The 21,291-nt window shown below is 68.0% G+C and carries 19 protein-coding genes; 10 read left to right on the top strand and 9 right to left on the bottom strand.

The window, feature by feature from the left end; translation table 11 throughout:
* Nucleotides 1-17 precede the first annotated feature (17 nt).
* From glyQ to QY917_RS16435, 7 genes are all read right to left on the bottom strand, one after another.
* Nucleotides 18-971, bottom strand: a complete 954-nt coding sequence (gene glyQ / locus QY917_RS16465; protein ID WP_123674920.1) for a glycine--tRNA ligase subunit alpha — start codon at nt 969-971, stop codon at nt 18-20.
* A 106-nt stretch (nt 972-1,077) separates the two neighbouring features.
* Nucleotides 1,078-2,301 carry a beta-ketoacyl-ACP synthase I gene (gene fabB, locus QY917_RS16460; RefSeq protein ID WP_011803985.1) on the bottom strand — a complete coding sequence of 408 codons (1,224 nt, stop codon included), beginning with the start codon at nt 2,299-2,301 and terminating at the stop codon, nt 1,078-1,080.
* Complete coding sequence (fabA, locus tag QY917_RS16455; RefSeq protein WP_012655566.1) at nt 2,298-2,822, bottom strand: bifunctional 3-hydroxydecanoyl-ACP dehydratase/trans-2-decenoyl-ACP isomerase; 525 nt, start codon at nt 2,820-2,822, stop codon at nt 2,298-2,300. Before fabA ends, fabB begins: the two co-directional genes overlap by 4 nt.
* A gap of 183 nt (nt 2,823-3,005) precedes the next feature.
* Nucleotides 3,006-4,604: an apolipoprotein N-acyltransferase gene (gene lnt / locus QY917_RS16450; RefSeq protein WP_123674919.1), complete on the bottom strand. Its 1,599-nt coding sequence runs from the start codon at nt 4,602-4,604 to the stop codon at nt 3,006-3,008.
* On the bottom strand, nt 4,604-5,482 hold the full coding sequence (locus tag QY917_RS16445; RefSeq protein WP_041835866.1) for an HlyC/CorC family transporter: 879 nt from the start codon (nt 5,480-5,482) through the stop codon (nt 4,604-4,606). The genes lnt and QY917_RS16445 overlap by 1 nt, the downstream gene beginning before the upstream one ends.
* Nucleotides 5,483-5,575: 93 nt before the next feature.
* Nucleotides 5,576-6,304: a GNAT family N-acetyltransferase gene (locus QY917_RS16440; RefSeq protein WP_041838783.1), complete on the bottom strand. Its 729-nt coding sequence runs from the start codon at nt 6,302-6,304 to the stop codon at nt 5,576-5,578.
* Between the two features lie 180 nt (nt 6,305-6,484).
* Nucleotides 6,485-6,970, bottom strand: a complete 486-nt coding sequence (locus tag QY917_RS16435) for an Lrp/AsnC family transcriptional regulator (RefSeq protein WP_123674918.1) — start codon at nt 6,968-6,970, stop codon at nt 6,485-6,487.
* A gap of 185 nt (nt 6,971-7,155) precedes the next feature.
* Between QY917_RS16435 and hppD the strand changes: the two genes are divergently transcribed.
* The 3 genes from hppD (at nt 7,156) to phhA (ending at nt 10,257) form a co-directional block, all read left to right on the top strand.
* On the top strand, nt 7,156-8,274 hold the full coding sequence (gene hppD / locus QY917_RS16430; RefSeq protein ID WP_123674917.1) for a 4-hydroxyphenylpyruvate dioxygenase: 1,119 nt from the start codon (nt 7,156-7,158) through the stop codon (nt 8,272-8,274).
* 89 nt (nt 8,275-8,363) lie between these two features.
* On the top strand, nt 8,364-9,332 hold the full coding sequence (locus tag QY917_RS16425) for a tripartite tricarboxylate transporter substrate binding protein (protein ID WP_011803978.1): 969 nt from the start codon (nt 8,364-8,366) through the stop codon (nt 9,330-9,332).
* A gap of 85 nt (nt 9,333-9,417) precedes the next feature.
* Nucleotides 9,418-10,257, top strand: a complete 840-nt coding sequence (gene phhA, locus QY917_RS16420) for a phenylalanine 4-monooxygenase (RefSeq protein ID WP_123674916.1) — start codon at nt 9,418-9,420, stop codon at nt 10,255-10,257.
* An 18-nt stretch (nt 10,258-10,275) separates the two neighbouring features.
* Here phhA and QY917_RS16415 read toward each other — a convergent pair whose 3' ends face one another.
* Complete coding sequence (locus QY917_RS16415) at nt 10,276-11,187, bottom strand: triacylglycerol lipase (RefSeq protein ID WP_123674915.1); 912 nt, start codon at nt 11,185-11,187, stop codon at nt 10,276-10,278.
* Nucleotides 11,188-11,327: 140 nt separating this feature from the next.
* Between QY917_RS16415 and QY917_RS16410 the strand changes: the two genes are divergently transcribed.
* The 7 genes from QY917_RS16410 (at nt 11,328) to QY917_RS16380 (ending at nt 19,229) form a co-directional block, all read left to right on the top strand.
* Nucleotides 11,328-13,013 (top strand): AMP-binding protein, encoded by a 1,686-nt coding sequence (locus QY917_RS16410; protein WP_123674914.1) that lies wholly within the window; start codon nt 11,328-11,330, stop codon nt 13,011-13,013.
* Between the two features lie 34 nt (nt 13,014-13,047).
* Nucleotides 13,048-13,974, top strand: a complete 927-nt coding sequence (locus tag QY917_RS16405) for an MBL fold metallo-hydrolase (RefSeq protein WP_123674913.1) — start codon at nt 13,048-13,050, stop codon at nt 13,972-13,974.
* A 240-nt stretch (nt 13,975-14,214) separates the two neighbouring features.
* Entirely contained in the window at nt 14,215-16,521 is a 2,307-nt protein-coding gene (locus tag QY917_RS16400; protein WP_123674912.1) for a TonB-dependent siderophore receptor, read from the top strand.
* Nucleotides 16,522-16,573: 52 nt separating this feature from the next.
* Nucleotides 16,574-17,671, top strand: coding sequence for an alpha-hydroxy acid oxidase (locus tag QY917_RS16395; RefSeq protein ID WP_123674911.1), 1,098 nt, complete (start codon nt 16,574-16,576; stop codon nt 17,669-17,671).
* Nucleotides 17,665-18,348, top strand: a complete 684-nt coding sequence (locus tag QY917_RS16390; RefSeq protein WP_123674910.1) for a Fe2+-dependent dioxygenase — start codon at nt 17,665-17,667, stop codon at nt 18,346-18,348. The genes QY917_RS16395 and QY917_RS16390 overlap by 7 nt, the downstream gene beginning before the upstream one ends.
* Nucleotides 18,349-18,406: 58 nt before the next feature.
* Entirely contained in the window at nt 18,407-18,676 is a 270-nt protein-coding gene (locus QY917_RS16385) for a PepSY domain-containing protein (RefSeq protein WP_011803970.1), read from the top strand.
* Nucleotides 18,657-19,229, top strand: a complete 573-nt coding sequence (locus tag QY917_RS16380) for a cytochrome b/b6 domain-containing protein (protein WP_123674909.1) — start codon at nt 18,657-18,659, stop codon at nt 19,227-19,229. Before QY917_RS16385 ends, QY917_RS16380 begins: the two co-directional genes overlap by 20 nt.
* A gap of 75 nt (nt 19,230-19,304) precedes the next feature.
* On the opposite strand, the gene QY917_RS16375 is transcribed toward QY917_RS16380, so the two are convergent.
* Nucleotides 19,305-21,287: a lytic transglycosylase domain-containing protein gene (locus QY917_RS16375; protein ID WP_123674908.1), complete on the bottom strand. Its 1,983-nt coding sequence runs from the start codon at nt 21,285-21,287 to the stop codon at nt 19,305-19,307.
* Between the last annotated feature and the right edge of the window lie 4 nt (nt 21,288-21,291).

Below are 21,291 nucleotides of genomic sequence, written 5' to 3'. Positions count from 1 at the left end.
CTGCGCGGCGCGTGCGCTCAGGCGGCCTTCTTGTTCTGTTGTTCCGCGGCCTTGGCCAGTTCGGCCAGCACTTCGTCGGCATGCGCCTTGGGCGCCATGGGGAAGCCCAGGCGCGCACGGCTGTCCAGGTAGGCCTTGGCCACGGCGCGCGCCAGGTTGCGGATGCGGCCGATGTAGGCTGCGCGCTCGGTCACGGAGATCGCCCCGCGCGCATCCAGCAGGTTGAACGTGTGCGCCGCCTTGAGCACCTGCTCGTAGGCCGGCAGCGCGAGCTGCTCGCCCATCAGGTGGTTGGCCTGCTTTTCATGGGCGCCAAAGGCGGTGAAGAGGAATTCGGCGTCGGAATGCTCGAAGTTGTAGGTGGACTGCTCCACCTCGTTCTGGTGGTACACATCGCCATAGGTCAATTTCGCGCCATTCGGGCTCTCGGTCCAGGTCAGGTTGTAGACGTTGTCCACGCCCTGCAGGTACATGGCCAGGCGCTCCAGGCCATAGGTGATCTCGCCCGTGGCGGGCTTGCAGTCGATGCCGCCGACCTGCTGGAAATAGGTGAACTGCGTCACCTCCATCCCGTTGAGCCACACCTCCCAGCCCAGGCCCCAGGCGCCCAGCGTGGGGTTCTCCCAGTCATCTTCCACGAAGCGGATGTCGTTCTTCTTGAGGTCAAAACCCAGGGCTTCGAGCGAGCCCAGGTACAGCTCGAGGATGTTGTCGGGCGCGGGCTTGAGCACCACTTGGTACTGGTAGTAATGCTGCAGGCGGTTGGGGTTCTCGCCATAGCGGCCGTCCTTGGGGCGGCGGCTGGGCTGCACGTAGGCTGCCTTCCAGGGCTCCGGGCCCAGAGCTCTCAAAAACGTAGCTGTATGCGACGTACCGGCGCCCACTTCCATGTCATAGGGCTGCAAGAGTGCGCAACCCTGGTCGGCCCAGTAGGACTGCAGTTTGAGGATGATTTGTTGGAATGTCAGCATGGCTGTGTGTCTGAGAGAGCGGGCGCGCTCGCACGCGCGAACCGGCAATTTTAGGCGTCCAAGCAAAACGGGGGCCGCAGCCCCCGTCGTACCTGGCCCGAGACCGTCACTGGCCTTGCCAGCGGCGCAGCACCAGGCTGGCGTTGGTGCCGCCAAAGCCGAAGCTGTTGGACAGCACGTGGGTCAACTGCGCGTCGCGCGTCTGGGTCACCAGCGGCATGGAGCCCAGCAGCGGGTCCGGCGTCTCCACGTTGGCCGAACCGGCGATGAAGCCCTTGTTCAGCATGATCAGGCAGTAGATCGCTTCCTGCACGCCGGTGGCTCCCAGCGAATGGCCGGTGAGCGACTTGGTGCTGGAGAACGGCGGCACGGCCTCGCCGAACACCGCCTGCATCGCACGCACTTCCTGCATGTCGCCCACAGGCGTGGAGGTGCCGTGGGTGTTGATGTAGTCGATGGGTGCGCCCAGTCCTTCCATGGCCTGCTGCATGCAGGCGATGGCGCCGTCGCCCGACGGGGCCACCATGTCCTCACCGTCGCTCGTGGCGCCAAAGCCCACGACCTCACCCAGAATGGTGGCGCCGCGTGCCAGTGCATGCTCCAGGCTTTCCAGCACCACGGCACCGCCGCCGCCGGCGATCACGAAGCCGTCGCGGTTGGCGTCATAGGCGCGCGAGGCCTTCTCGGGCGTGGCGTTGTACTTGCTGGACATGGCGCCCATGCCGTCGAACAGCAGCGACATGCCCCAGGACAGCTCTTCGCCGCCGCCGGCGAACATCACGTCCTGCAGGCCCCAGGCGATCTGCTGCGCAGCCGCGCCGATGCAGTGGGCCGACGTGGAGCAGGCCGAGGTAATGGAATAGTTGATGCCCTTGACCTTGAAGTTGGTCGCGAGGCACGCCGAGACGGTGGAGCTCATGCAGCGCGTGACCTGGTAGGGTCCCACGCGGCGGATGCCCTTTTCGCGCAGCGTGTCGGCCGCCTCGATCTGGTTGGCGGGAGATCCGCCGCCCGAACCCATGATGAGGCCGGTGCGCGGGTGGCTGACCTGTTCGGGGGTGAGGCCGGCCTGCTGGATGGCGTCTTCCAGGGCAATCTGCGCATAGGCCGCGGCGTCGCCCATGAAGCGCAGCTGCTTGCGGTCGATGCGCGCCTCGACGTCGATCTCAGGCACGCCCGCCACCTGGCTGCGCAGGCCCAGCTCGGTGAACTGGGGCACGGCCTTGATGCCGGAGCGGCTGGCGCGCAGCGCCTCCTCCACGGTCTGCAGATCGTTGCCAATGCACGAGACGATGCCCGCGCCCGTGATCACCACCCGTTTCTTGGTCATGCTGCGCTTCCCTGTGCGTCGCCTTCGCGCAGGAACAGACCCACGCGCAGGTCGTTGGCCACGTAGATTTCCTTGCCGTCGGCCAGCAGGCGTGCATCGCCGATGGCCATGTTGAGTTTGCGCTTGATGACGCGCTTGATGTCGATTTCGTAGGTCACGAGCTTCACGTCCGGGCCCACCTCGCCGGTGAACTTGACCTCGCCCGCGCCCAGCGCGCGGCCACGGCCCGGCAGGCGCAGCCAGGTGAGATAGAAGCCGATGAGCTGCCACATGGCATCCAGCCCCAGGCAGCCGGGCATGACCGGGTCACCCTGGAAATGGCAGGCGAAGAACCACAGGTCGGGCTTGACGTCGAGTTCGGCCACGATCTTTCCCAGGCCATGCGCGCCGCCGTCGGTGTCGATGTGCGTGATGCGATCGAACATCAGCATGGGGGGCAGGGGCAGGCGCCCGCTGTCCGGACCGAACAACCGGCCCTCGCCCGAGGCGATGAGTTGTTCGTACGAGAAGGAATCAGCCATTGTCAATCGTGCTCCAGACGGCCCGTGCCGTCGCGGTAGGTGGTTGTCGTTGATGCAAAAAAATCAGCGCGCGGCCCGCGGCCACGGGCGGCGAAGGCCCTCTATTATCCAGGCTCGCGCGCGCTCTGGCCTGTAACCGTGCCCCGGGAAAGCCCGCTGGCTACCGCGCCGGGATGATCTGGATCAATTTCCAGCCCGCGCCCGCCCTGTGCGCCCGCGCAGGCACCAGGCCAGCCCCGCCACTGCAAACCCGAGCGCCCACAGGGGCCAAAGCCCCCAGCGCGCCACCCACCGGGCGTACGGCGTGGCGGCGCCACCACGCCCCTGCACCTGGGCGCGCAGCACGCCGCGCTGATAAGCCGGCATGCGGTGCGTGACCTGCCCGCGGTGGTCGATCACCGCCGTGGCGCCGGTGTTGGTGGCACGCACCATGGGACGCTCGAACTCCAGCGCGCGCAGACGGCTGATGGCCAAGTGCTGGTCCACCGCCACGGTGTTGCCGAACCAGCCGATGTTGCTCAGGTTCACGAGGATGCTCGGGCTGCTCGCCGGGTCGAGAAAGCGCACGCCGATCTCCTCGCCGAACAAGTCCTCGTAGCAGATATTGGGCGCTATGCGCTCGCCGGCCCACGCCAGCGACGGCTGACCCACCGCGCCGCGGTTGAAGTCGCCCAGGGGGATGTTCATCATCTCGGTGAACCAGCGGAAGAACGGCGGGATGAACTCGCCGAACGGCACCAGATGGTGCTTGTCGTAGCGGTAGGGCTGCGGCTGCTCTGGCGCAAAGCCCAGCACCGAGTTGGTATAGCCCTCTTCCAGGCTGCCCAGCGGGATGCCCAGCAGCAGCGCCTGGCCGCCTGCGGCATAGCGCTCGGCCATGCCCTCCAAATAGCCGGGCACCAGCTGCTGCGGCAGCAGGGGGATGGCCGTCTCGGGCGCCACCACCAGGCTGGCCTTGGCCGCGTGGATCTGGTCGTAATACCACTGCAGCGCCATCGGCACGCCACTGCCGGGCTGGAACTTCTCGTCCTGCGGGATGTTGCCCTGCAGCAGCGCCAGCGACAGCGGCGCATGCACGGGCGGCGGGGCACCGCAGCCCTCGACGGCGCATTGGCGCTGCCAGGCGGCCCCTGCCCCCACGGCCGTGAGCGCGAGGACCAGCGCCCAGGCACGTGCGTTGCGCAGGTCGGCGCGGCGCGCCTGCGCCAGCAACATGGCCAAGAGCGCCGCCGCGGCACCGATGCCGTACACGCCCACGCTGCGCGCCAGCGCGGCCAGGGGCCCCTGCACATGCGCGTAGCCGCCTGCGCCCCACGGAAAGCCGGTCCACCATTGGCCGCGCGCCAATTCCGCCAACAACCACAGCGCAGCAAAAACGATAGCTGCCAGCGCTCTATGGACGGGCGCTAGAGCCCAAAAACATGCAGAAACCGCTGCGTAATAACTGCCGAGGAACGCCGCGAGCCCCAGCACCGCCAGCACGGCCAGCGGCGCGGCCAGTCCCCCATACGTGTGCATGGAGATGAACAGCCACCAGAACGTGCCCGCGAGCCACGCCGTGGCGAACACCCAGCCCAGCAGGGCGGCCCGGCGTGTACCGCCGGCGCCCAGCAGCACATGCGCCCACAAGGCCAGCGACAGGATCTGCAGCCACCACAGCGGCTGTCCGCCCCAGGGCCAGGCCAGCGATGCGGCCTGCGCCAGCCCGGCCACCAGTGCCAGCACCCAGGGCAACGGGCCGCGGCGCGGTGCGTGCGCGGCCAGGGGCGGTGCGACGGCCATCAGCGTTCGGACTCGGGCGTGGCCGCCGCCGGTGCGACCTTGAACCAGCGCACCGACCCGCCCTTGGTGTGCATCACCACAAACTGCAGGCCGCCGAGCACCACGGACTCTCCCTTGCGCGGCATGCGGCCCAGCTCGTGCGCGATCAGGCCGCCGATGGTGTCAAAGCTCTCATCGGGGTCGCTGCCCTGCAGCGCCACGCCGAAGGCCTCGGCCACGCGCTCCACGGGCGTGTCGCCGCTCACGCGGAAGGTGCGGTCGGCCAGGCCGAAGATGTCGCCCTCGTCCTCGGGGATATCAAACTCGTCCTCGATCTCGCCCACGATCTGCTCGATCACGTCCTCGAACGTCACCAGACCGGCGATGCGGCCGAACTCGTCGATGGCGATGGCCATATGGTTGCGCGTGTTGCGAAACTCACGCCCCAGGTCATGCAGGCCCTTGCTCTCGGGCACGAACAGCGCCGGGCGCACCAGCGTGCGCACGTTCAGCCCCGGCGAGCGCCAGAGCTTGAGCAGATCCTTGGCCAGCAGGATGCCGATGATGTTGTCGCGCTCGCCCTGGTACACCGGAAAGCGCGAGTGCGCGGTGTGCAGCACCTGGTGCATGAGCTCATCCACCGGCGCGTCGATGTCCAGCATGTCCATGCGTGGCGCGGGCACCAGCACGTCGCCCGCAGTCATCTCGGCCATGCGCAGCACGCGCTCCAGCATCACCCGCGCATCGGCGTTGATGACGTCGTTGTCCTCGGCCTCGGCCAGCGTGGCGATGAGCTCGGCCGTCGAGTCCGGCCCGGGGTTGATGAACTCGACGAGGCGCTGCAGGAACGTGCGCTTGTCCTCCTTGTCGGAGGCGCGCGCAGGGTGGGGGTCGGACACGGGGACGGGTGCAGGTTGTGCAGGGAGTGGATCAGCCCCCAAGGATAGCGGATCGCCCCGCGCACCCGCGTGGCACGCCTGGGGCGCGCCTGCCTACTCGGCGGCCTGGTGGCGGCCGTCGCGCACGCCCTGGCGGATTTCCTGCAGGTCGGCCAGGAAACGCCAGAACTGCCGCGCCTGCTTCTTGAGCTGGTAGTCCACTTCGCCGAAATGCTCGGCCATGATCTCGGACACGCGCGTGTCGAAGCGCGCGGGCGGCAGCTGCAAGTAGGCCTCGGATTCGGATCCGTCGCGGCGCACCGTGGCGCCGGCATTGCGCGCGATCTTGAGCATGGCCGTGTTCTCGGTGAGCGCGTGGATGAACATCATGCTCACGCCGCGGTTGCGCGCCAGCATCACCGCGCGCTCGAACAGCCGCGCGCCGTAGCCGCGCCCGCGCGCCGTGGCCGAGACCGAGACGCCGAACTCGGCGCAGCTTTCGTACTCGCCCGATGGCGCAAACGCCACATGGGCCATGGCGATCAACTCCAGGCGGCGGTTGAAGATGCCGAACACCTCGTCGCGCGAGAAGTCCAGCAACTCGGCGTAGCGGCGCACCTGGTCGTCGTTGGCGGCGTAGCCAAAGCGCAGGTAGCGGTCGCGCGGCTCCAGGCGCAGCAGGTGGGCGGCAATGCGCTCGCGGTGCTGCGGGCCGAGCGAACGGATGGGCACCATCACAGTGTTCATGGCAAAACCTCGGTGGAAGCGTCCCCCGGCGGTGGGGCGCAGCATTTGCCGCCCTGCGTTCCAGGAAGCGCGAAGCCAGTCTTTGGTTGAAAGCATGATGCGGCCGATTCTAGGGTTTTCCCTAGGAATCTGGGGCGCATATGCTGCAATGCAACAAAAAAGTAGGGGAAATAAGATCCAAGGGGAAAATGGCCTCTAGCCCTTACCCAATATGCGCAAGCAGCTATCAATACAGGACTGCCTCTGTCCGCCACGCGACTGCCGTGCCTTTTTTATCTACACCGGCAGGGCGGTAGTGGCCTTCACCCGGTCCAGCACGAAGCTGGTCTTGCAGTCCTGCACGCTGGGGTGCTTGAGCAGCGTGTCCATGATGAAGCGGCTGTAGTGCGCCATGTCGGCCACCACTACGCGCAGCAGATAGTCCATCTCGCCGGTGAGCGACGCGCACTCCACCACCTCGGGCCAGGTCTGCACGCTGGCGCGGAACAGGTCCATCGGGTTGCGCTTGTGGCTCTCGGTGTGCTTTTCCAGGCGCACGTTCAGGTAGGCGGTCAGTCCCAGGCCCACGCGCTCGGGGCGTACCAGTGCCACGTAGCGGTCAATCACGCCCTCTTCCTCCAGCCGCTTGGCGCGGCGCAACACGGCGCTGGGCGACAGGCCCACCCGTTCGCCGATCACGTCATAGGTCTCGCGGCCGTTGTCCTGCAGGCGGCGCAGGATGGCACGGTCCAGCTTGTCGAGGGCGGGGGTGCGTTCGCTCATGGCGGCGGATTCTAGGCAAGCGCCGCACGAGACGCACCCGCGTGTTCCCTAACGCGAAATGGATGCACATCGCATTGACGTTGCGCAACATTCCTGCATATCCACACTCAAACCCGTGCGCATTCGCCAGAAACATGAGCCCCGCCCCTCCTACAGTGAAGCGACACACCCTAAGGAGACTGACGATGACTGCCGCCCTGCCCTTTCGCGCCACCCACGACGCCGACGCCTGGGAGAACCCCATGGGCCTGATGGGCTTCGAGTTTGTAGAGTTCACCTCGCCCACCCCGGGGCTGCTGGAAGCGGTGTTCGAGAAGCTGGGCTTTACGCTCGTGGCGCGCCACCGGTCCAAGGACGTGCTGCTGTACCGGCAGAACCAGATCAACTTCATCCTGAACCGCGAGCCGGCCAGCCAGGCCGCGTACTTTGGCGCCGAACACGGCCCCTCAGCCTGCGGACTGGCCTTTCGCGTGAAGGATTCGCACCAGGCCTACCGGCGCGCGTTGGAGCTGGGCGCCCAGCCGATCGAGATCCCCACCGGCCCCATGGAACTGCGCCTGCCGGCCATCAAGGGCATCGGCGGCGCGCCGCTGTACCTGATCGACCGTTTTGAGGACGGCAAGTCCATCTACGACATCGACTTCGACTTCCTGCCCGGCGTGGACCGGCGCCCTGTGGGGCACGGCCTGAACGAGATCGACCACCTCACGCACAACGTGTACCGCGGCCGCATGGGATTCTGGGCCAATTTCTACGAAAAGCTCTTCAACTTCCGCGAGATCCGCTACTTCGACATCCAGGGCGAGTACACGGGCCTGACGTCGAAGGCCATGACCGCGCCGGACGGCAAGATCCGCATCCCGCTGAACGAAGAGGCCAAGCAGGGCGGCGGGCAGATCGAGGAATTCCTGATGCAGTTCAACGGCGAGGGCATCCAGCACATCGCGCTGATCTGCGACTCGCTCGTCGAGGTGGTGGACAAGCTGGGGCTGGCGGGCGTGCCCCTGGCCCCGGCGCCCAACGACATCTATTACGACATGCTGGACACCCGCCTGCCGGGTCACGGCCAGAACGTGGCGGAACTACAGGCGCGCGGCATCCTGCTGGACGGCACCACGGCTGACGGCACGCCCCGTCTGCTGCTGCAGATCTTCTCCACGCCCATGCTGGGGCCGGTGTTCTTTGAGTTCATCGAACGCCAGGGCAACTACCGCGAGGGTTTCGGCGAAGGCAACTTCAAGGCGCTGTTCGAATCGCTGGAGCGTGACCAGATCCGGCGCGGCGTCCTGCAGACCCAGGCGTGAGCCCTGGGCGCGGCCCGCCATGGAATGACGCACTGCAACAACGGCTTTCTATACTGAGCGCCCTTTCAAAGAGACTCGGGAGAAATTCAATGTTGCGTCGCCGTCAATTGGTGGGTTCCCTTGCGCTGTGCATGGCTTGCGCCGTACAGGCACAGAACGCATCCGCCCCCATGACCATCGTGGTGCCCTACGCGGCCGGAGGCCCGCTCGATAAGAGCGCGCGCATCCTGGCCGAAGGGGCACAGGCCCAACTCGGGCCCATCCAGGTGCAGAACAAGCCGGGCGCCGGCGGCAACCTGGGCGCAGACACGGTGGCCAAGGCGCCCAAGGGCGGCAACCTGCTGGTGATGGGCGCGGTCGCCACCCATGCCGTGAACCCCTGGCTGTACAAGAATTTCCCCTACAACCCGGTCAAGGATTTCACGCCCATCGTGCTCGTCGCCCGCACACCGAACGTGCTGGTGATGAGCGCCGAACGGGCCAAGGCGTTGGATATCAGCACCACCACCGACCTCGTGAAGTACATGAAGGCCCACCCGGACCAGCTCAAGTACGGCTCGGGCGGCAACGGCAGCATCGGCCACATCGCCGGGGAGATGTTCAAGTCGCTCACCAACACGCGCATGCCCCATGCGCCCTTCCAGGGCGCGGGTCCGGCGCTCAAAGCGCTACAGGACGGCGGCGTGGACATCGTGTTCGACAACCTAGCGTCGTCACTGCCGCTGATCCAGGGCGGCAAGCTCAAGGCGCTGGGCGTGACATCGCTGGGCAGCGACGACGCCCTGCCCCACGTGCCCAGCATCAACAGCGAGGTGCCCGGCTTCAACGTGTCCACCTGGTTCGGGCTGTTTGCCCCCGCCACGCTGCCCGCCGCCGATGCACAGAAATACGCCACGGCGTTCTCGAAAGCCATGCACTCGCCGGCCGGCAAGGCGCAGTTCCAGAAGATGGGCCTGACGCCCGAAGAACTCACGCTGGGCGGCTTCGGCAGCTTCGTGCGCTCGGAACTGGGCAAGTACGAATTCCTCATCAAGGCCGCCAAGATCCACATCGACTGAACGCCGTCCTGCACTCCCGCCCGCCGGCCCACACCAGGCCGGCGGTGCACGACGACGGCGTGGTTCCAACAAGGAGACAAGCACCATGGGACAAGCCCCCGTCGTCTACGGACAATCCAGCCGCCCGCCGCGCGGCGACTATTCGCGTGCGCAGGAGGATTACACCTGCGCGCAGAACTTCGCGGCCTACACCGCCGCCGACCACGACACCTACCACCGCCTGTACCAGCGCCAGTCGGCCCAGCTGCAGGGCCTGGCGAGCGAGGCCTTCATCCAGGCCCTGCCGCTGCTGGGCGCCAAGGAGCGCATCCCGCGCTTCGATGACGTGAACGAGCGCCTGTACCGCGCCACGCGCTGGGAGCTGGTGGCCGTGCCGGGGCTGATCCCCGAGGTGCCGTTCTTCTCGCTGCTGGCGAACCGCAAATTCCCGGTCACCGACTGGATCCGCACGCCCCAGGAGTTCGACTACATCGTCGAGCCCGACGTGTTCCACGACCTGTTCGGCCACGTGCCGCTGCTGTTCAACCCGGTGTTTGCCGACTATGTGCAGCGCTATGGCGAAGGAGGCCTGAAAGCGGCGGGACTGGGCGCCTGCGAGATGCTCTCGCGGCTGTACTGGTACACGATCGAGTTCGGCCTGATCCGCGAGCAAGGCGGGCTGCGCGCCTATGGCGCGGGCATTCTCAGCTCGCGCGGCGAACTGCCCTACGCCGTGCACAGCCCCGAGCCGCAGCGCCTGCCACTGGAGCTGGAACGCACCATGCGCACGCGCTACAAGATCGACACCTACCAGCAGACCTACTTCGTGATCGACAGCTTCGAGCAGCTGTTCGAACTCACGGCGCAGGATTTCGCGCCGATCTACGAACGGCTGCGCGGCGAGCCCGAGTTCGCGGCCGATGCGCGCGAGCCGCACCCGGCCTGAAGCGCGTCGTCGACACGCTCAGGGCTGCTCGAGCAGCGCCAGGCAGTCCTGCAGCACGCGCGGGTGGAACGCCATCTCGACGTGCGCCACCCCCTCGATGAAGCGGTTGTCCGCGCCCTGCAGCATTGCGGCCGCGGGCGGATAGACCACGTTGTCGCAGTTGGAGTACCAGCACACGAAGACTGCGGCGCGTGCCGGCGGCTCGTCTTGCCCCAACTGGTGCACCCAGGGGCCGTGCAACCGCATCTGCCGGCCATTGGTGCTGCGTGCGCCGCGCGCGGGCCAGGTGCCGTGGTGCGGCGATCCCAGCGTGACGATGCGGTGCACGCGCTGCTCGCTGCCCGGCACGGCGCGCAGCCAGGCGCGTGCGGCCAGACCGCCCATGCTGTGGCCCACGATCAGCGGCGCCCGCCCAGTGGCCTCGGCCACGCGGCGCACGGCATCGTCGATGGTGCGGCAGTAATCGTCGATGGAGCCGAAGGCGGGCTCCAGCGTCACGGCCACGAAGGCATGGCCGCGCGCACGCAGCAGCGCCAGCCAGGGCGTCCAGAACCCTCGGTTGCACAGGAAGCCGTGCACCAGCACCACGCCGCGCGGGCCGGGCACGTCCGACGCGCGCGGTGGCAGCCAGTCCGACACGGCCTGGTGGCGGAACGGCTGCCACCAACCGAAGACCAGGCTGGCCCAGCGTGACTCGGCCCACCAGGCGCGCAGCAGCTGCCCGGCGCGCGGACGCGGCGTCGCATCCCCCCGGCAAACCCAGGCCATCAAGAAAAATTGCGGCGCCATGCCCAGGCGGAATATCAGCGGGACCGCGGCCACGCCCGCCAGCGCCAGCGCCGGCGAACGGCCCCAGAACCAGGCCATCCAGCCCGCGATCAACAGCAGATGCACGGCCACCGCCCAGCGTTGCCAACGCGCGTTCGTCATGAAGCTCCCTTGTGGTGGTTGTGGTGTGTCGCTTGGGTGACCTCTGCGGCATCCGGACTAGGACAAGCCCGGTATGGCGCGTGCAAGGCCACTTCCACAATCGGTGCGATCTTGCCCCATACCGCAACGAGGACCCTTGCATGGAACGAATCTGGCTCAAGAACTACCCCGCTGGCGTGCCGCACGACGTGGATGCCGATGCCTACCCCTCGGTGGCGCAGATGCTGGAGGAGTCCTTCCACCGCCACGCCGACAGCCCGTTCTCGGTGTGCATGGACCGGTGGATGAGCTACCGCGAACTCGACCGCCTGTCGGCCCGGCTCGGCGCGTGGCTGCAGGGCCAGGGTCTCACACCCGGTGCGCGCGTGGCCATCATGCTGCCCAATGTGCCGCAGTTCGCTGTGACCATGGCCGCCGTGCTGCGCGCGGGCTACACGTGCGTGAACGTGAACCCGCTGTACACCGCGCGCGAGCTGGAGCACCAGCTCAAGGACTCGGGCGCCTCGGCCATCGTCATCCTGGAGAACTTCGCGCACACGCTGGCCGAGGTGATCGACCACACGGCCGTGCAGCACGTGGTGATCGCCTCCATGGGCGACCTGCTGGGCGCCTGGTACGGACGCTGGATCACCTTTGCCGTGCGCCACTTGGCCAAGATGGTGCCCGCGTACGAGCTGCCCCTGACGGGCGGGCGCCAAGTGATCAGTTTCAAGCGCGCGCTGGCCCTGGGCGAGCGGCGCACGCTGACCCCGGCGCGCGTCGCGCCCGACACTCCGGCCTTCCTGCAGTACACGGGCGGCACCACGGGCCTGTCCAAAGGCGCAGTGCTCACCCAGCGCAACATCGTCGCCGCGACGCTGCAGGCCGAGGCCTGGTTCACCCCCGCGCTGGGCAAGATCGGCGACCTGAGCCGCGCCAACAGCATTGCCGCGCTGCCGCTGTACCACATCTTCGCGCTCACGCTGTGCCTGCTGGCCATCCGCCAGGGCTCGCGCCTGACGCTGATCCCGAACCCGCGGGACATCCCCAAGTTCGTGGAGGTGCTGAAGAAGCGCCCCTTCCACATGCTGCCCGCCGTGAACACGCTGTTCAACGCACTGCTGCAGAACCCGCAGTTCCGCCATCTGGATTTCTCGCAGCTGTGCGTGGCGCAGGCCGGCGGCATGGCCGCGACCGAGGCCACGGCCCAGCAGTGGAAGGCCGTGACGGGCGCCACCATGATCGAAGGCTGGGGCATGAGCGAGACCTGCGCCATCGGCACCAACAACCCGGTGAACAGCACCGCCTTCAGCGGCAGCATCGGCCTGCCGCTGCCAGGCATCGACATCGCCATCAAGGACGACGCAGGCGCGAGCCTGCCCATCGGCTCGGCGGGCGAAATCTGCATCAAGGGCCCCAACGTGATGCCCGGCTACTACAACCAGCCCGAGGAAAATGCCAAGGCCTTCACGCCCGACGGCTTCATGCGCACGGGCGACATCGGCGTGATGGACGAGGAGGGCTATACGCGCATCATCGACCGCAAGAAGGACATGATCCTGGTGAGCGGCTTCAACGTCTTCCCCAACGAACTGGAGCAGGTGGTGGCCCTGTGCCCGGGCGTGCTGGAATGCGCCGCCGTGGGCGTGGCCGACGACAAGCAGGGCGAGGCCATCAAGGTGTTCGTGGTGCGCAGCGACCCCTCGCTGACCGAGGACGACGTGGTGCGCTACTGCCATGAACACCTGACCGGCTACAAGCGGCCAAAATACATCGAATTCCGCGACGAACTGCCCAAGACCAACGTGGGCAAGATCCTCCGACGGGAGCTGCGCGACGGCAAGTGATGCCGCGCTCCGGTTACTCCAATTTTCATAGCTGATGCCGCTTATTCCACCTGCCCTACCGCCGGAAATCATTGTCATCGAGCGCGGCTGGCTGTCGGCCAACAACGTGCTGCTGTTGGGGCGCGACTGCACGGCGCTGGTGGACAGCGGCTACTGCGCCCACGCGCCGCAAACCGTGGCGCTGGTGGAGTCGGCGCTGGACGGGCGTGTGCTGGACCAGTTGCTCAATACCCACCTGCACAGCGACCATTGCGGCGGCAATGCCGCGCTGCAGGCGCGCTGGCCGCAGCTTGCCACCCGCATCCCCCCGGGGCAGTGGGCACAGGTGCAGGACTGGGACCCGGTGGCGCTGAGCTACGTGCCCACCGGCCAGGAGTGCCCGCGCTTTCGTGCCGACGGCGTGCTGCCCCCCGGCACCGAGGTGCAGTTGGGCGACCGCGCGTGGCAGGTGCACGCAGCCCCGGGGCATGACACCCATGCCGTGGTGCTGTTCGAGCCGCACGCGCGCGTGCTGATCTCGGGCGACGCGCTCTGGGAGAACGGCTTCGGCGTGGTGTTCCCCGAACTGGACGGCGAGCAGGCCTTTGCCGAGGTGGGCGCCACGCTGGACCTGATCGAGCGGCTGAATCCGCTCACCGTGATCCCCGGCCACGGCAGCGTGTTTGGCGACGTGCCCGCCGCTCTAGCGCGGGCGCGGCGCCGGCTGGCGGGTTTCGAGGCCGACCCGGTCAAACACGCACGCCACGCGGCCAAGGTGCTGCTCAAGTACAAGCTGCTGGAATGGCAGCAGGCGCCGCTGGCGCAAGTGCATGCCTGGTTGGCGGCCACACCGTACTTCGGCCTGCTGCACCAGCGACACTTTGCGCAGCAGACCGCATCCGTCTGGGCCGAGCAGCTGATGCAGGAACTGGTGGACGCCGGCGCGGCCCGGCGCGAGGGCGGCGCGCTGCTCAACGCCTGATCGCCCTGCCGCCGTGTGCCATCCGGTAACGGGGCACGCGCCAGCATTGGCCGAATGCTTGCCGCGCTGGGCGGGACTTCGCGCGCCCAACCGTGTGTTTGTTGTCAAACCACCACAAAACACCACTGCTGCTGACGTTTCCGCCACTGTGGGTGAGGCATTTTTGCACTTATTGACGCAAACGAGATTGATTCGCAACAATAATCCCTAGCAAATAATTCCAACCTCTCGTTTCCAGCAATGCCCTCCTCTTCCTCTCTCAAAAAGCCCAAAAGCCTGCGCATGGCCGCAGCCCTGCTGCCGCTGAGCGCCATCGCCCAGGTGCAGCCCACGCCCGCCCCCGTCACCACCCTGCCCACGGTGACGGTGCAGGAGCAGGCCATCGATCCCAACCCCAACGCCGAGGTCGGCGCGCCCTACAAGGCCAAGACCTCCGCCGACACGCGCCACACCCGCCCGCTGGCCGAGACGCCGCAGACCATCCAAGTGGTCACCGGCGAGGCCATCCGCGACTCCGGCGCCACCGACCTCAAGCAGATCCTGGCCGCGCAGCCCGGCATCACCCTGGGCACGGGCGAAAACGGCAACGCCTTTGGCGACCGCTACATCATCCGCGGCCAGGAGGCGCGCTCGGACGTGTTCGTGGACGGCCTGCGCGACCCCGGCATGACCACGCGCGAGAGCTTCGCCATCGAGCAGGTGGAGGTCACCAAGGGCCCCAACTCCAGCTTCGCGGGCCGCGGCTCGGCGGGCGGCGCGGTGAACGCCGTGACCAAGCAGGCCACGCTGGACTATGACTTCACGCGCGTGTCCGCCGGCGTGGGCACCGACAGCCACCACCGCGTGACGCTGGACATGAACAAGGGCTTCTCCGACAAGTTCGCCCTGCGCGCCAACGCCCTGACCTCGGGCGAGGACGTGCCGGGCCGCAGCCCCTCGCAGCGCCGCCGCGACGGCCTGGCGCTGTCGGGCCTATGGGAGCTGAACCAAGACCTGTCCGTCACGCTGGACTACTACGGCCTGCGCGCCAAGGACAAGCATCCCGACCTGGGCGGCTACCTCGTGGGCACGGTGCCCAACCGCCGCCCCGCCACGGGTGTGCCGGTCTATGCGCAGAACAGCGACTTCCTGAATTCCGACGTGGACACGGTCACCGCGCGCATCGCCTACCGCTTTGCGCCCGACCTCAAACTCACCAGCCTGACGCGCTACGGCCAGTCGGACAACCGCTACGCCACCACGGGAGCCTCCAACGGCACGGTGCTGGACGCGGCCAACAACCCGATCGGCACGGCCGGCGTGCTGGACGGCGGCCACACCGGCTGGCAGGACGTGAAATATTTCGCGCACCAGAGCAACCTGCGCTGGGACAAGCAGATCGGCAGCCTCAAGCATGAATTCATCTTCGGCTTCGAATACACCGACCACAAGGTGAAGTCCGGCAACTACGGCGTGACCAACACCGGCGCCACCAACTGCCGCGTTTCGGGCCGCAACGGCCCGCAGGCCGGCTGGTGCATCACTGATCTGAACGGCAACCCCGTGAGCAACCTGGGCGACCTGGCCGGCCGCAGCTACGAACGCCGCAGTTGGACACGCGACTGGCGCGTGAAGACCTTCGCGCTGTCGGCCATGGACACGGTGGACCTGACCGACCAGTGGACCGTGTTCGGCGGCCTGCGCGCCGACCACTACGACCTGTCGCTGGACACCCGCAACAACCAGACGGGCGCGATCACGGGCAACTACGGCTTCAACGACACACTGCTCAACGGCCACCTGGGTGTGAGCTACAAGATCAACCCCATGGGTATGGTCTATGCAAGCTACGGCACGGCGCAGGACATCAACGGCGGCGAACCCGACACCGGCACGAGCAGCGGCTACGGCGGCCTGGTGATCCACAACGGCAGCGCCGCCGGCGCCAAGCCCGAGACCTCGCAGAACATCGAGCTGGGCACCAAGTGGAACCTGCTGGACGACAAGCTGCTGGCCACCGCCGCCGTGTTCCAGACCACCAAGGACGACGTGATGGAGGGCGCCAACTACGACACTGAAGGCACCTTCAATACCGGCAAGAACCGCGTGCGCGGCATCGAACTGGGCCTGGCCGGCAATCTCACCAAGAACTTCCAGCTGCAAGCCGGAGCGGCGATCATGAAATCCAAGGTGCTGCGCTCGGCCGTGGCGTCCAACGTGGGCAACCCGCTGTCCAACTTCGCCGACCGCTCCTTCACCGTACAGGGCAAGTACCAGCTCACGCGTGACTTCTCCTTCGGCGCCGTGGCGCGCTACGAGAGCAGCCGCTGCGGCGGCCAGCCCGACACCGGTGCCGGCTACACCAACGGCATGTGCTCGCAGCCGGTGCCCTCGTTCAGCGTGTACGACCTGTTCGCGTCCTACCGCATCAACAAGCACGCCGACCTGCGCCTGAACGTGCTGAACGTGACCGACAAGGACTACTACACCGCCGTGTACCGCTCGGGCGCCTTCCTGTACAAGGGCGACGGCCGCGCAGTGCGCCTGACGTTGAACCTGGACTTGTAATCAAATAGGCTGCTAGCGCTTGATGGGCAAGCGCTGGCAGCTATCAAATTTGATGACACCACATATTCCCGCAGGCGTCTGGAACGCCATCGATTACGAACGGCTCGCGCCCCAGCACATGGACGCGGGCCGTCTTGCCTATGTGGCCGGCGGCTGCGGCTGGGACCGCACGGTGGCCGCCAACCGCGCCGCCTTCGCCGCCTGGGCCATCGTGCCGCGCCTGCTGCGCGACGTGCGCGGCGGCCACACGCGGCTCACGCTGGGTGGGCTGGACCTGCCCCACCCGCTGCTGCTGGCCCCGGTGGCGCACCAGCGCCTGGCCCACTCCGAGGCAGAAGTCGCCACCGCCCGCGCCGCCCTGGCCACGGGCACCTGCCTGGTGGCCAGCACGCTGTCGTCGTGCACGCTGGAGGCAATCGCGGGTGCCGCCGGCCCCGCGCGCTGGTTCCAGCTGTACCTGCAGCCCGAGCGAGAACACACGCTCGCCCTTCTGCGCCGGGCCGAGGCCGCGGGCTACCACGCCATCGTGCTCACGCTGGACGCCAGCATCCAGCTGGCCAGCCGCAGCGCGCTGCAGGCGGGTTTTGTGATGCCCGCCGACTGCACGCCCGCCAACCTGGCAGCCTACCCACCGCCCGCGCCGCCCGGACTGGGCGCGGATGACAGCCGCATCTTCCAGGGCGCCATGCGCCACGCCCCTACCTGGGACGACCTGCGCTGGCTGCTGGGCGAGACCCGCCTGTCCGTATGGATCAAGGGCGTCATGCACCCCGACGACGCCCGCGCGCTGCAGGCGGCGGGTGCGGCCGGCCTCATCGTCTCCAACCACGGCGGGCGCAGCCTGGACGGCGCGCCCGCGTCCCTGCATCGCCTGCCCGCCGTGCGCGCCGCCGTGGGCGAGGGCTACCCCGTGCTGCTGGACGGCGGCGTGCGCAGCGGCGCCGACGCCTTCAAGGCCCTGGCACTGGGCGCCGACGCCGTGCTCATCGGCCGCCTGCAGATGTACGCCCTGGCCGTGGCGGGTGCGCTGGGCGTGGCCCACATGCTGCAGCTGCTGACCGAGGAGCTGCACGCCTGCATGGCCCAGGCCGGCTGTGCCCAGCTCTGCGACATCACCCCCAATTGCCTCACACCGCAACCACCATGCTGATCTCCATCGACCAGGTCCTCTCCAAGACGGAGGTGCGCGACTTTCGCGCCCAACTGGACGCCGCCGCCTGGGACGACGGCGCCGCCACCGCCGGCACGCTGGCCAAGAGCGTCAAGCGCAACCAGCAGATCACCGACGGCAGCGAACTCTGCCAGCGCCTGGGCCAGCACATCCTGCGCCGGCTGAGCAGCACGCCGCTGTTCATCAGCGCCGCGCTGCCGCGCACCATCTACCCGCCGAAGTTCAACCGCTACGCCGACGGCGGCACCTACGGCGCGCACGTGGACAGCGCGCTCATGTTCCTGCCCGGCAGCCACCAGCAGATGCGCACCGACCTGTCGGCCACGCTGTTCCTGGCCGAGCCCGAGGAATACGACGGCGGCGAGCTGGAAGTGGAGGGCCCCTTCGGCGTGCAGGCCGTGAAGCTGGCCGCCGGCGACATGGTGCTGTACCCCTCCAGCAGCCTGCACCGCGTCACGCCCGTCACGCGCGGGGCGCGCGTGGCATCGTTCTTCTGGATCGAGAGCCTGGTGCAGGACGAGGGCGAGCGCACGCTGCTGTTCGACCTGGACCAGTCCATCCAGCAACTCGCGCCGCTGGTGGCGCCCGACGACCCGCGCCTGGTACAGCTCACGGGCGTGTACCACAACCTGCTGCGCCGCTGGGCCAGGCCCTGAGCACACCGGCGAACGATCACCGCAACCCATTCCTTCCCGGCAAGAAAGAGAGCCCCGCATGACATCCTGGATCCCGCACATCGCCGCCCTGGCGCTCGCCGTCTCGGCCAGCAGCGCCTTCGCCCACGGCAAGGTCACCTGCCCCGAGCATCCCCCCGCCGAATGGCGACCGCACACCGAGCTGGAGCAGAAGCTGGTGAAGGAAGGCTGGACCGTGCGCCGCATGGAAAAGACCGAGACCTGCTACGAGGTCTACGGCAAAGACCCGCAGGGCAAGCGCGTGGAAGCCTTCTTCGACCCCAAGACGCTTGAGCGCGTTCAAGACTGACGGTGCGCGCGCCGCCGGCGCACCGCTGCGCGTGTGGGACCGGCCCGTGCGCCTGCTGCACTGGGGCCTGGCCGCGTGCGTGGCCATGGCCTGGTGGAGCAGCGACGACACCGGTCCGCTGCACGAGCGCGTGGGCTACGTGGCCCTGGCCCTGCTGGCCGCGCGCGTGGCGTGGGGATTCGGCGGCAGCCGCTATGCGCGCTTCGCCCAGTTCGTGCGCACGCCGGCGGCCACGCTGGCCTATGCGCGCCTGGCGCTGGCGGGCCATGCGCCGCGCTACCTCGGCCACAACCCGCTGGGCGCCTGGATGGTGCTGGCACTGCTGGCGATCATGGCGTTGCTGGGCTTCACCGGCTGGCTCTACACCACCGACCGGTTCTGGGGCTATGGCTGGCTGGCCCGCCTGCACCAGTCCCTGGGCTGGGCTCTGCTGGCCTGCGTGGCCCTGCATGTGGGCGGTGTGCTGTGGACCTGCCTGCAGCACCGCGAGAACCTGGTGCGCGCCATGGTCACCGGCCGCAAGGCGCCGCCGCGGGGTGACGATGTGGCATGAAAAATGGCTCCAGCGCTTATCCAGCAAGCGCTAAAAGCTCCTTTTTATATAGCGCAGCAGGCCCTCAAGGCAGATTCAAGGCAGATCCTTGTTCGGCTCCGGCGCGCGCGCGTCGCGCGGGCCCACGGTGCCCAGCCGGCTCTTGAGCGACTGCGGCTGGCCGGTGAGGATGGCGGCGTAGTTCACCGTGTTGGCCAGCACCTTCTTCACATAGTCGCGCGTCTCGCTGAAGGGCACGTTCTCGGCCCAGATGGCCGCGTCCAGCACCGGGCCGTTGCGCCAGTTGCGCGGGCGGCCCGGACCGGCGTTGTAGGCTGCCGCCGCCAGGAGCATGGAACCGTCGAAGTCGTCCAGCGCCAGCTTCAGATAGGCGGTGCCGATGGTGATGTTGGTGTCGCGGTCGTAGAGCTGCTGGGGGGAGAAGCCCTCCAGGCCGATCTTGCGCGCCGTCCAGCGCGCGGTGGCGGGCATCACCTGCATCAGGCCCGACGCGCCCACGCCCGAGCGGGCATCCATGATGAAGCGGCTTTCCTGGCGGATCAGGCCATAGACATAGGCCGGGTCCAGCCCGATGCCCCGCGCGCGCTCCACCACGGCGGAGCGGAACGGCATCGGAAAGCGCTGCGCCGCATCGATCACGCCCTTGGTGCGCTCGCTGGTGTTGATGCAGCGGTCCCACACCTCGCGCTGGCAGGCGAAGTCGGCCGCCGCCAGCAGCTCGCGCTCGCCCATGCCGCCAGGGGTGTGCAGGTTGGTGGTGTAGTTCCACTCGCGCACGCCTTCGCTGCGCAGGCCCATCAGGATGGCGTACAGCGCACGGTTCAGGCCGGGGTTGGCGCGCGCGGTGGCTTTTTCTTCCTCGGTCAGCGGTGCGGGCGCCGGGGGCTGCGTGACGCGCTCGCCCAGCTCCTCCAGCGCCAGCTGTTCATAAAAACCCGTGGTGCCGGCGATGCGCGCATACAGCTGGCGCGCGGCCGCGCGATCCTCGTCGCCGGGGCGGTTGGCCATGAGGGCGCGCGCCTTCCAGTACGTCCAGACGCTTTCCTGGCGCGCCGCGGGGCTCATGGCATCGATGCTGCGGCCCACCAGCTTCCACTGCCCGGCCCGCAGCGCGGCGCGCGCGCGCCAGGCCAGCATGTCGTCGGTCAGGTCGGCATCGCGGCCCACGTTGGCGTAGTAGCTGAGCGCATCGGGCGACAGCGCCGTGGCAGCCTGCTTGCCGATCAGGCCCCAGAGCCAGTTGCGCTCCTCGGCCGACAGGTGCGGTCCCCATTTGCTGTCCAGCAGGCTGGCGGCGTTGGCGACATCGCTCATGGCCATGCGGGTCAGCGCCAGCACCACCAGTTCCTGGCGCTCCTTGCCACGCGCCGTGGCGCGGCCCGTGAGGTACTTGGTGGGCGAATCCAGCGCCTCGCGCAGTTGCGGCAGCGCATCGGGCGCGACGATTTCCACCGCCTTGCGCACCACGCGCAGGCGGTTGGCCTCTGCGCCCAGACGCGCCTTGCGCCACACGTCCAGGGGCTTGATTTTCTTGGCGGCCAGCATCTCGGCGGCGGCACTGGAGCAGCCGTCGTCCAGCTCGCGCAGCGCATACCAGTGGCGCAGCATCTCGGCGCCGGCACTCTCGGCGGCCGTGCCCTTGATCTGCTCGATCGCGAGCGCGTAGCAATGCACCTCGCGGTCATCGCCCATGCGGAACTGCGGGTGAAATTCTGCGAATTGGTCCCAGTCGCGGCGTTGACCCAGCAGCAGCAGCCAGTCGTTGCGCAGACGGTCTTCCTGGTAGGTGCCAGCCCAGCGCTGCAGGAAGGCGGTCACCTCAGCGGGCTGGGCCTCCTCGAGCCGCGCACGCAGTTCCCAGTACGCGGCCCAGGGCTCCAAGGCATGGCCGCGCGCGGCCGGCAGCAGCGCGGCAAGCCGCTGCTTGTCGCCCTTGCGGAAGGCCTTTTGCATCTCCAGGACGGTGTCATCGCCGCGGTTTTGCGCCCCGGCCCACGGCGCGGCGGTGGCCAGCGCAGCGCCGGCGATCAGCGGTGTCAGAATCTTCATCCAAAGCATTGGG

Origin of the sequence: Diaphorobacter sp. C33 (genome assembly GCF_030503915.1) — a bacterium.
GTDB classification, from domain to species: domain Bacteria; phylum Pseudomonadota; class Gammaproteobacteria; order Burkholderiales; family Burkholderiaceae_C; genus Diaphorobacter; species Diaphorobacter nitroreducens.
This window is presented reverse-complemented; position numbering and strand designations above follow the sequence as displayed.

Coding starts and splice junctions, on each gene's coding strand:
- glyQ (WP_123674920.1), bottom strand. CDS start 971: ATGCTGACATTCCAACAAATCATCCTCAAACTGCAGTCCTACTGGGCC.
- fabB (WP_011803985.1), bottom strand. CDS start 2,301: ATGACCAAGAAACGGGTGGTGATCACGGGCGCGGGCATCGTCTCGTGC.
- fabA (WP_012655566.1), bottom strand. CDS start 2,822: ATGGCTGATTCCTTCTCGTACGAACAACTCATCGCCTCGGGCGAGGGC.
- lnt (WP_123674919.1), bottom strand. CDS start 4,604: ATGGCCGTCGCACCGCCCCTGGCCGCGCACGCACCGCGCCGCGGCCCG.
- QY917_RS16440 (WP_041838783.1), bottom strand. CDS start 6,304: ATGCTTTCAACCAAAGACTGGCTTCGCGCTTCCTGGAACGCAGGGCGG.
- QY917_RS16435 (WP_123674918.1), bottom strand. CDS start 6,970: ATGAGCGAACGCACCCCCGCCCTCGACAAGCTGGACCGTGCCATCCTG.
- hppD (WP_123674917.1), top strand. CDS start 7,156: ATGACTGCCGCCCTGCCCTTTCGCGCCACCCACGACGCCGACGCCTGG.
- QY917_RS16425 (WP_011803978.1), top strand. CDS start 8,364: ATGTTGCGTCGCCGTCAATTGGTGGGTTCCCTTGCGCTGTGCATGGCT.
- phhA (WP_123674916.1), top strand. CDS start 9,418: ATGGGACAAGCCCCCGTCGTCTACGGACAATCCAGCCGCCCGCCGCGC.
- QY917_RS16415 (WP_123674915.1), bottom strand. CDS start 11,187: ATGACGAACGCGCGTTGGCAACGCTGGGCGGTGGCCGTGCATCTGCTG.
- QY917_RS16410 (WP_123674914.1), top strand. CDS start 11,328: ATGGAACGAATCTGGCTCAAGAACTACCCCGCTGGCGTGCCGCACGAC.
- QY917_RS16405 (WP_123674913.1), top strand. CDS start 13,048: ATGCCGCTTATTCCACCTGCCCTACCGCCGGAAATCATTGTCATCGAG.
- QY917_RS16400 (WP_123674912.1), top strand. CDS start 14,215: ATGCCCTCCTCTTCCTCTCTCAAAAAGCCCAAAAGCCTGCGCATGGCC.
- QY917_RS16395 (WP_123674911.1), top strand. CDS start 16,574: ATGACACCACATATTCCCGCAGGCGTCTGGAACGCCATCGATTACGAA.
- QY917_RS16390 (WP_123674910.1), top strand. CDS start 17,665: ATGCTGATCTCCATCGACCAGGTCCTCTCCAAGACGGAGGTGCGCGAC.
- QY917_RS16385 (WP_011803970.1), top strand. CDS start 18,407: ATGACATCCTGGATCCCGCACATCGCCGCCCTGGCGCTCGCCGTCTCG.
- QY917_RS16375 (WP_123674908.1), bottom strand. CDS start 21,287: ATGCTTTGGATGAAGATTCTGACACCGCTGATCGCCGGCGCTGCGCTG.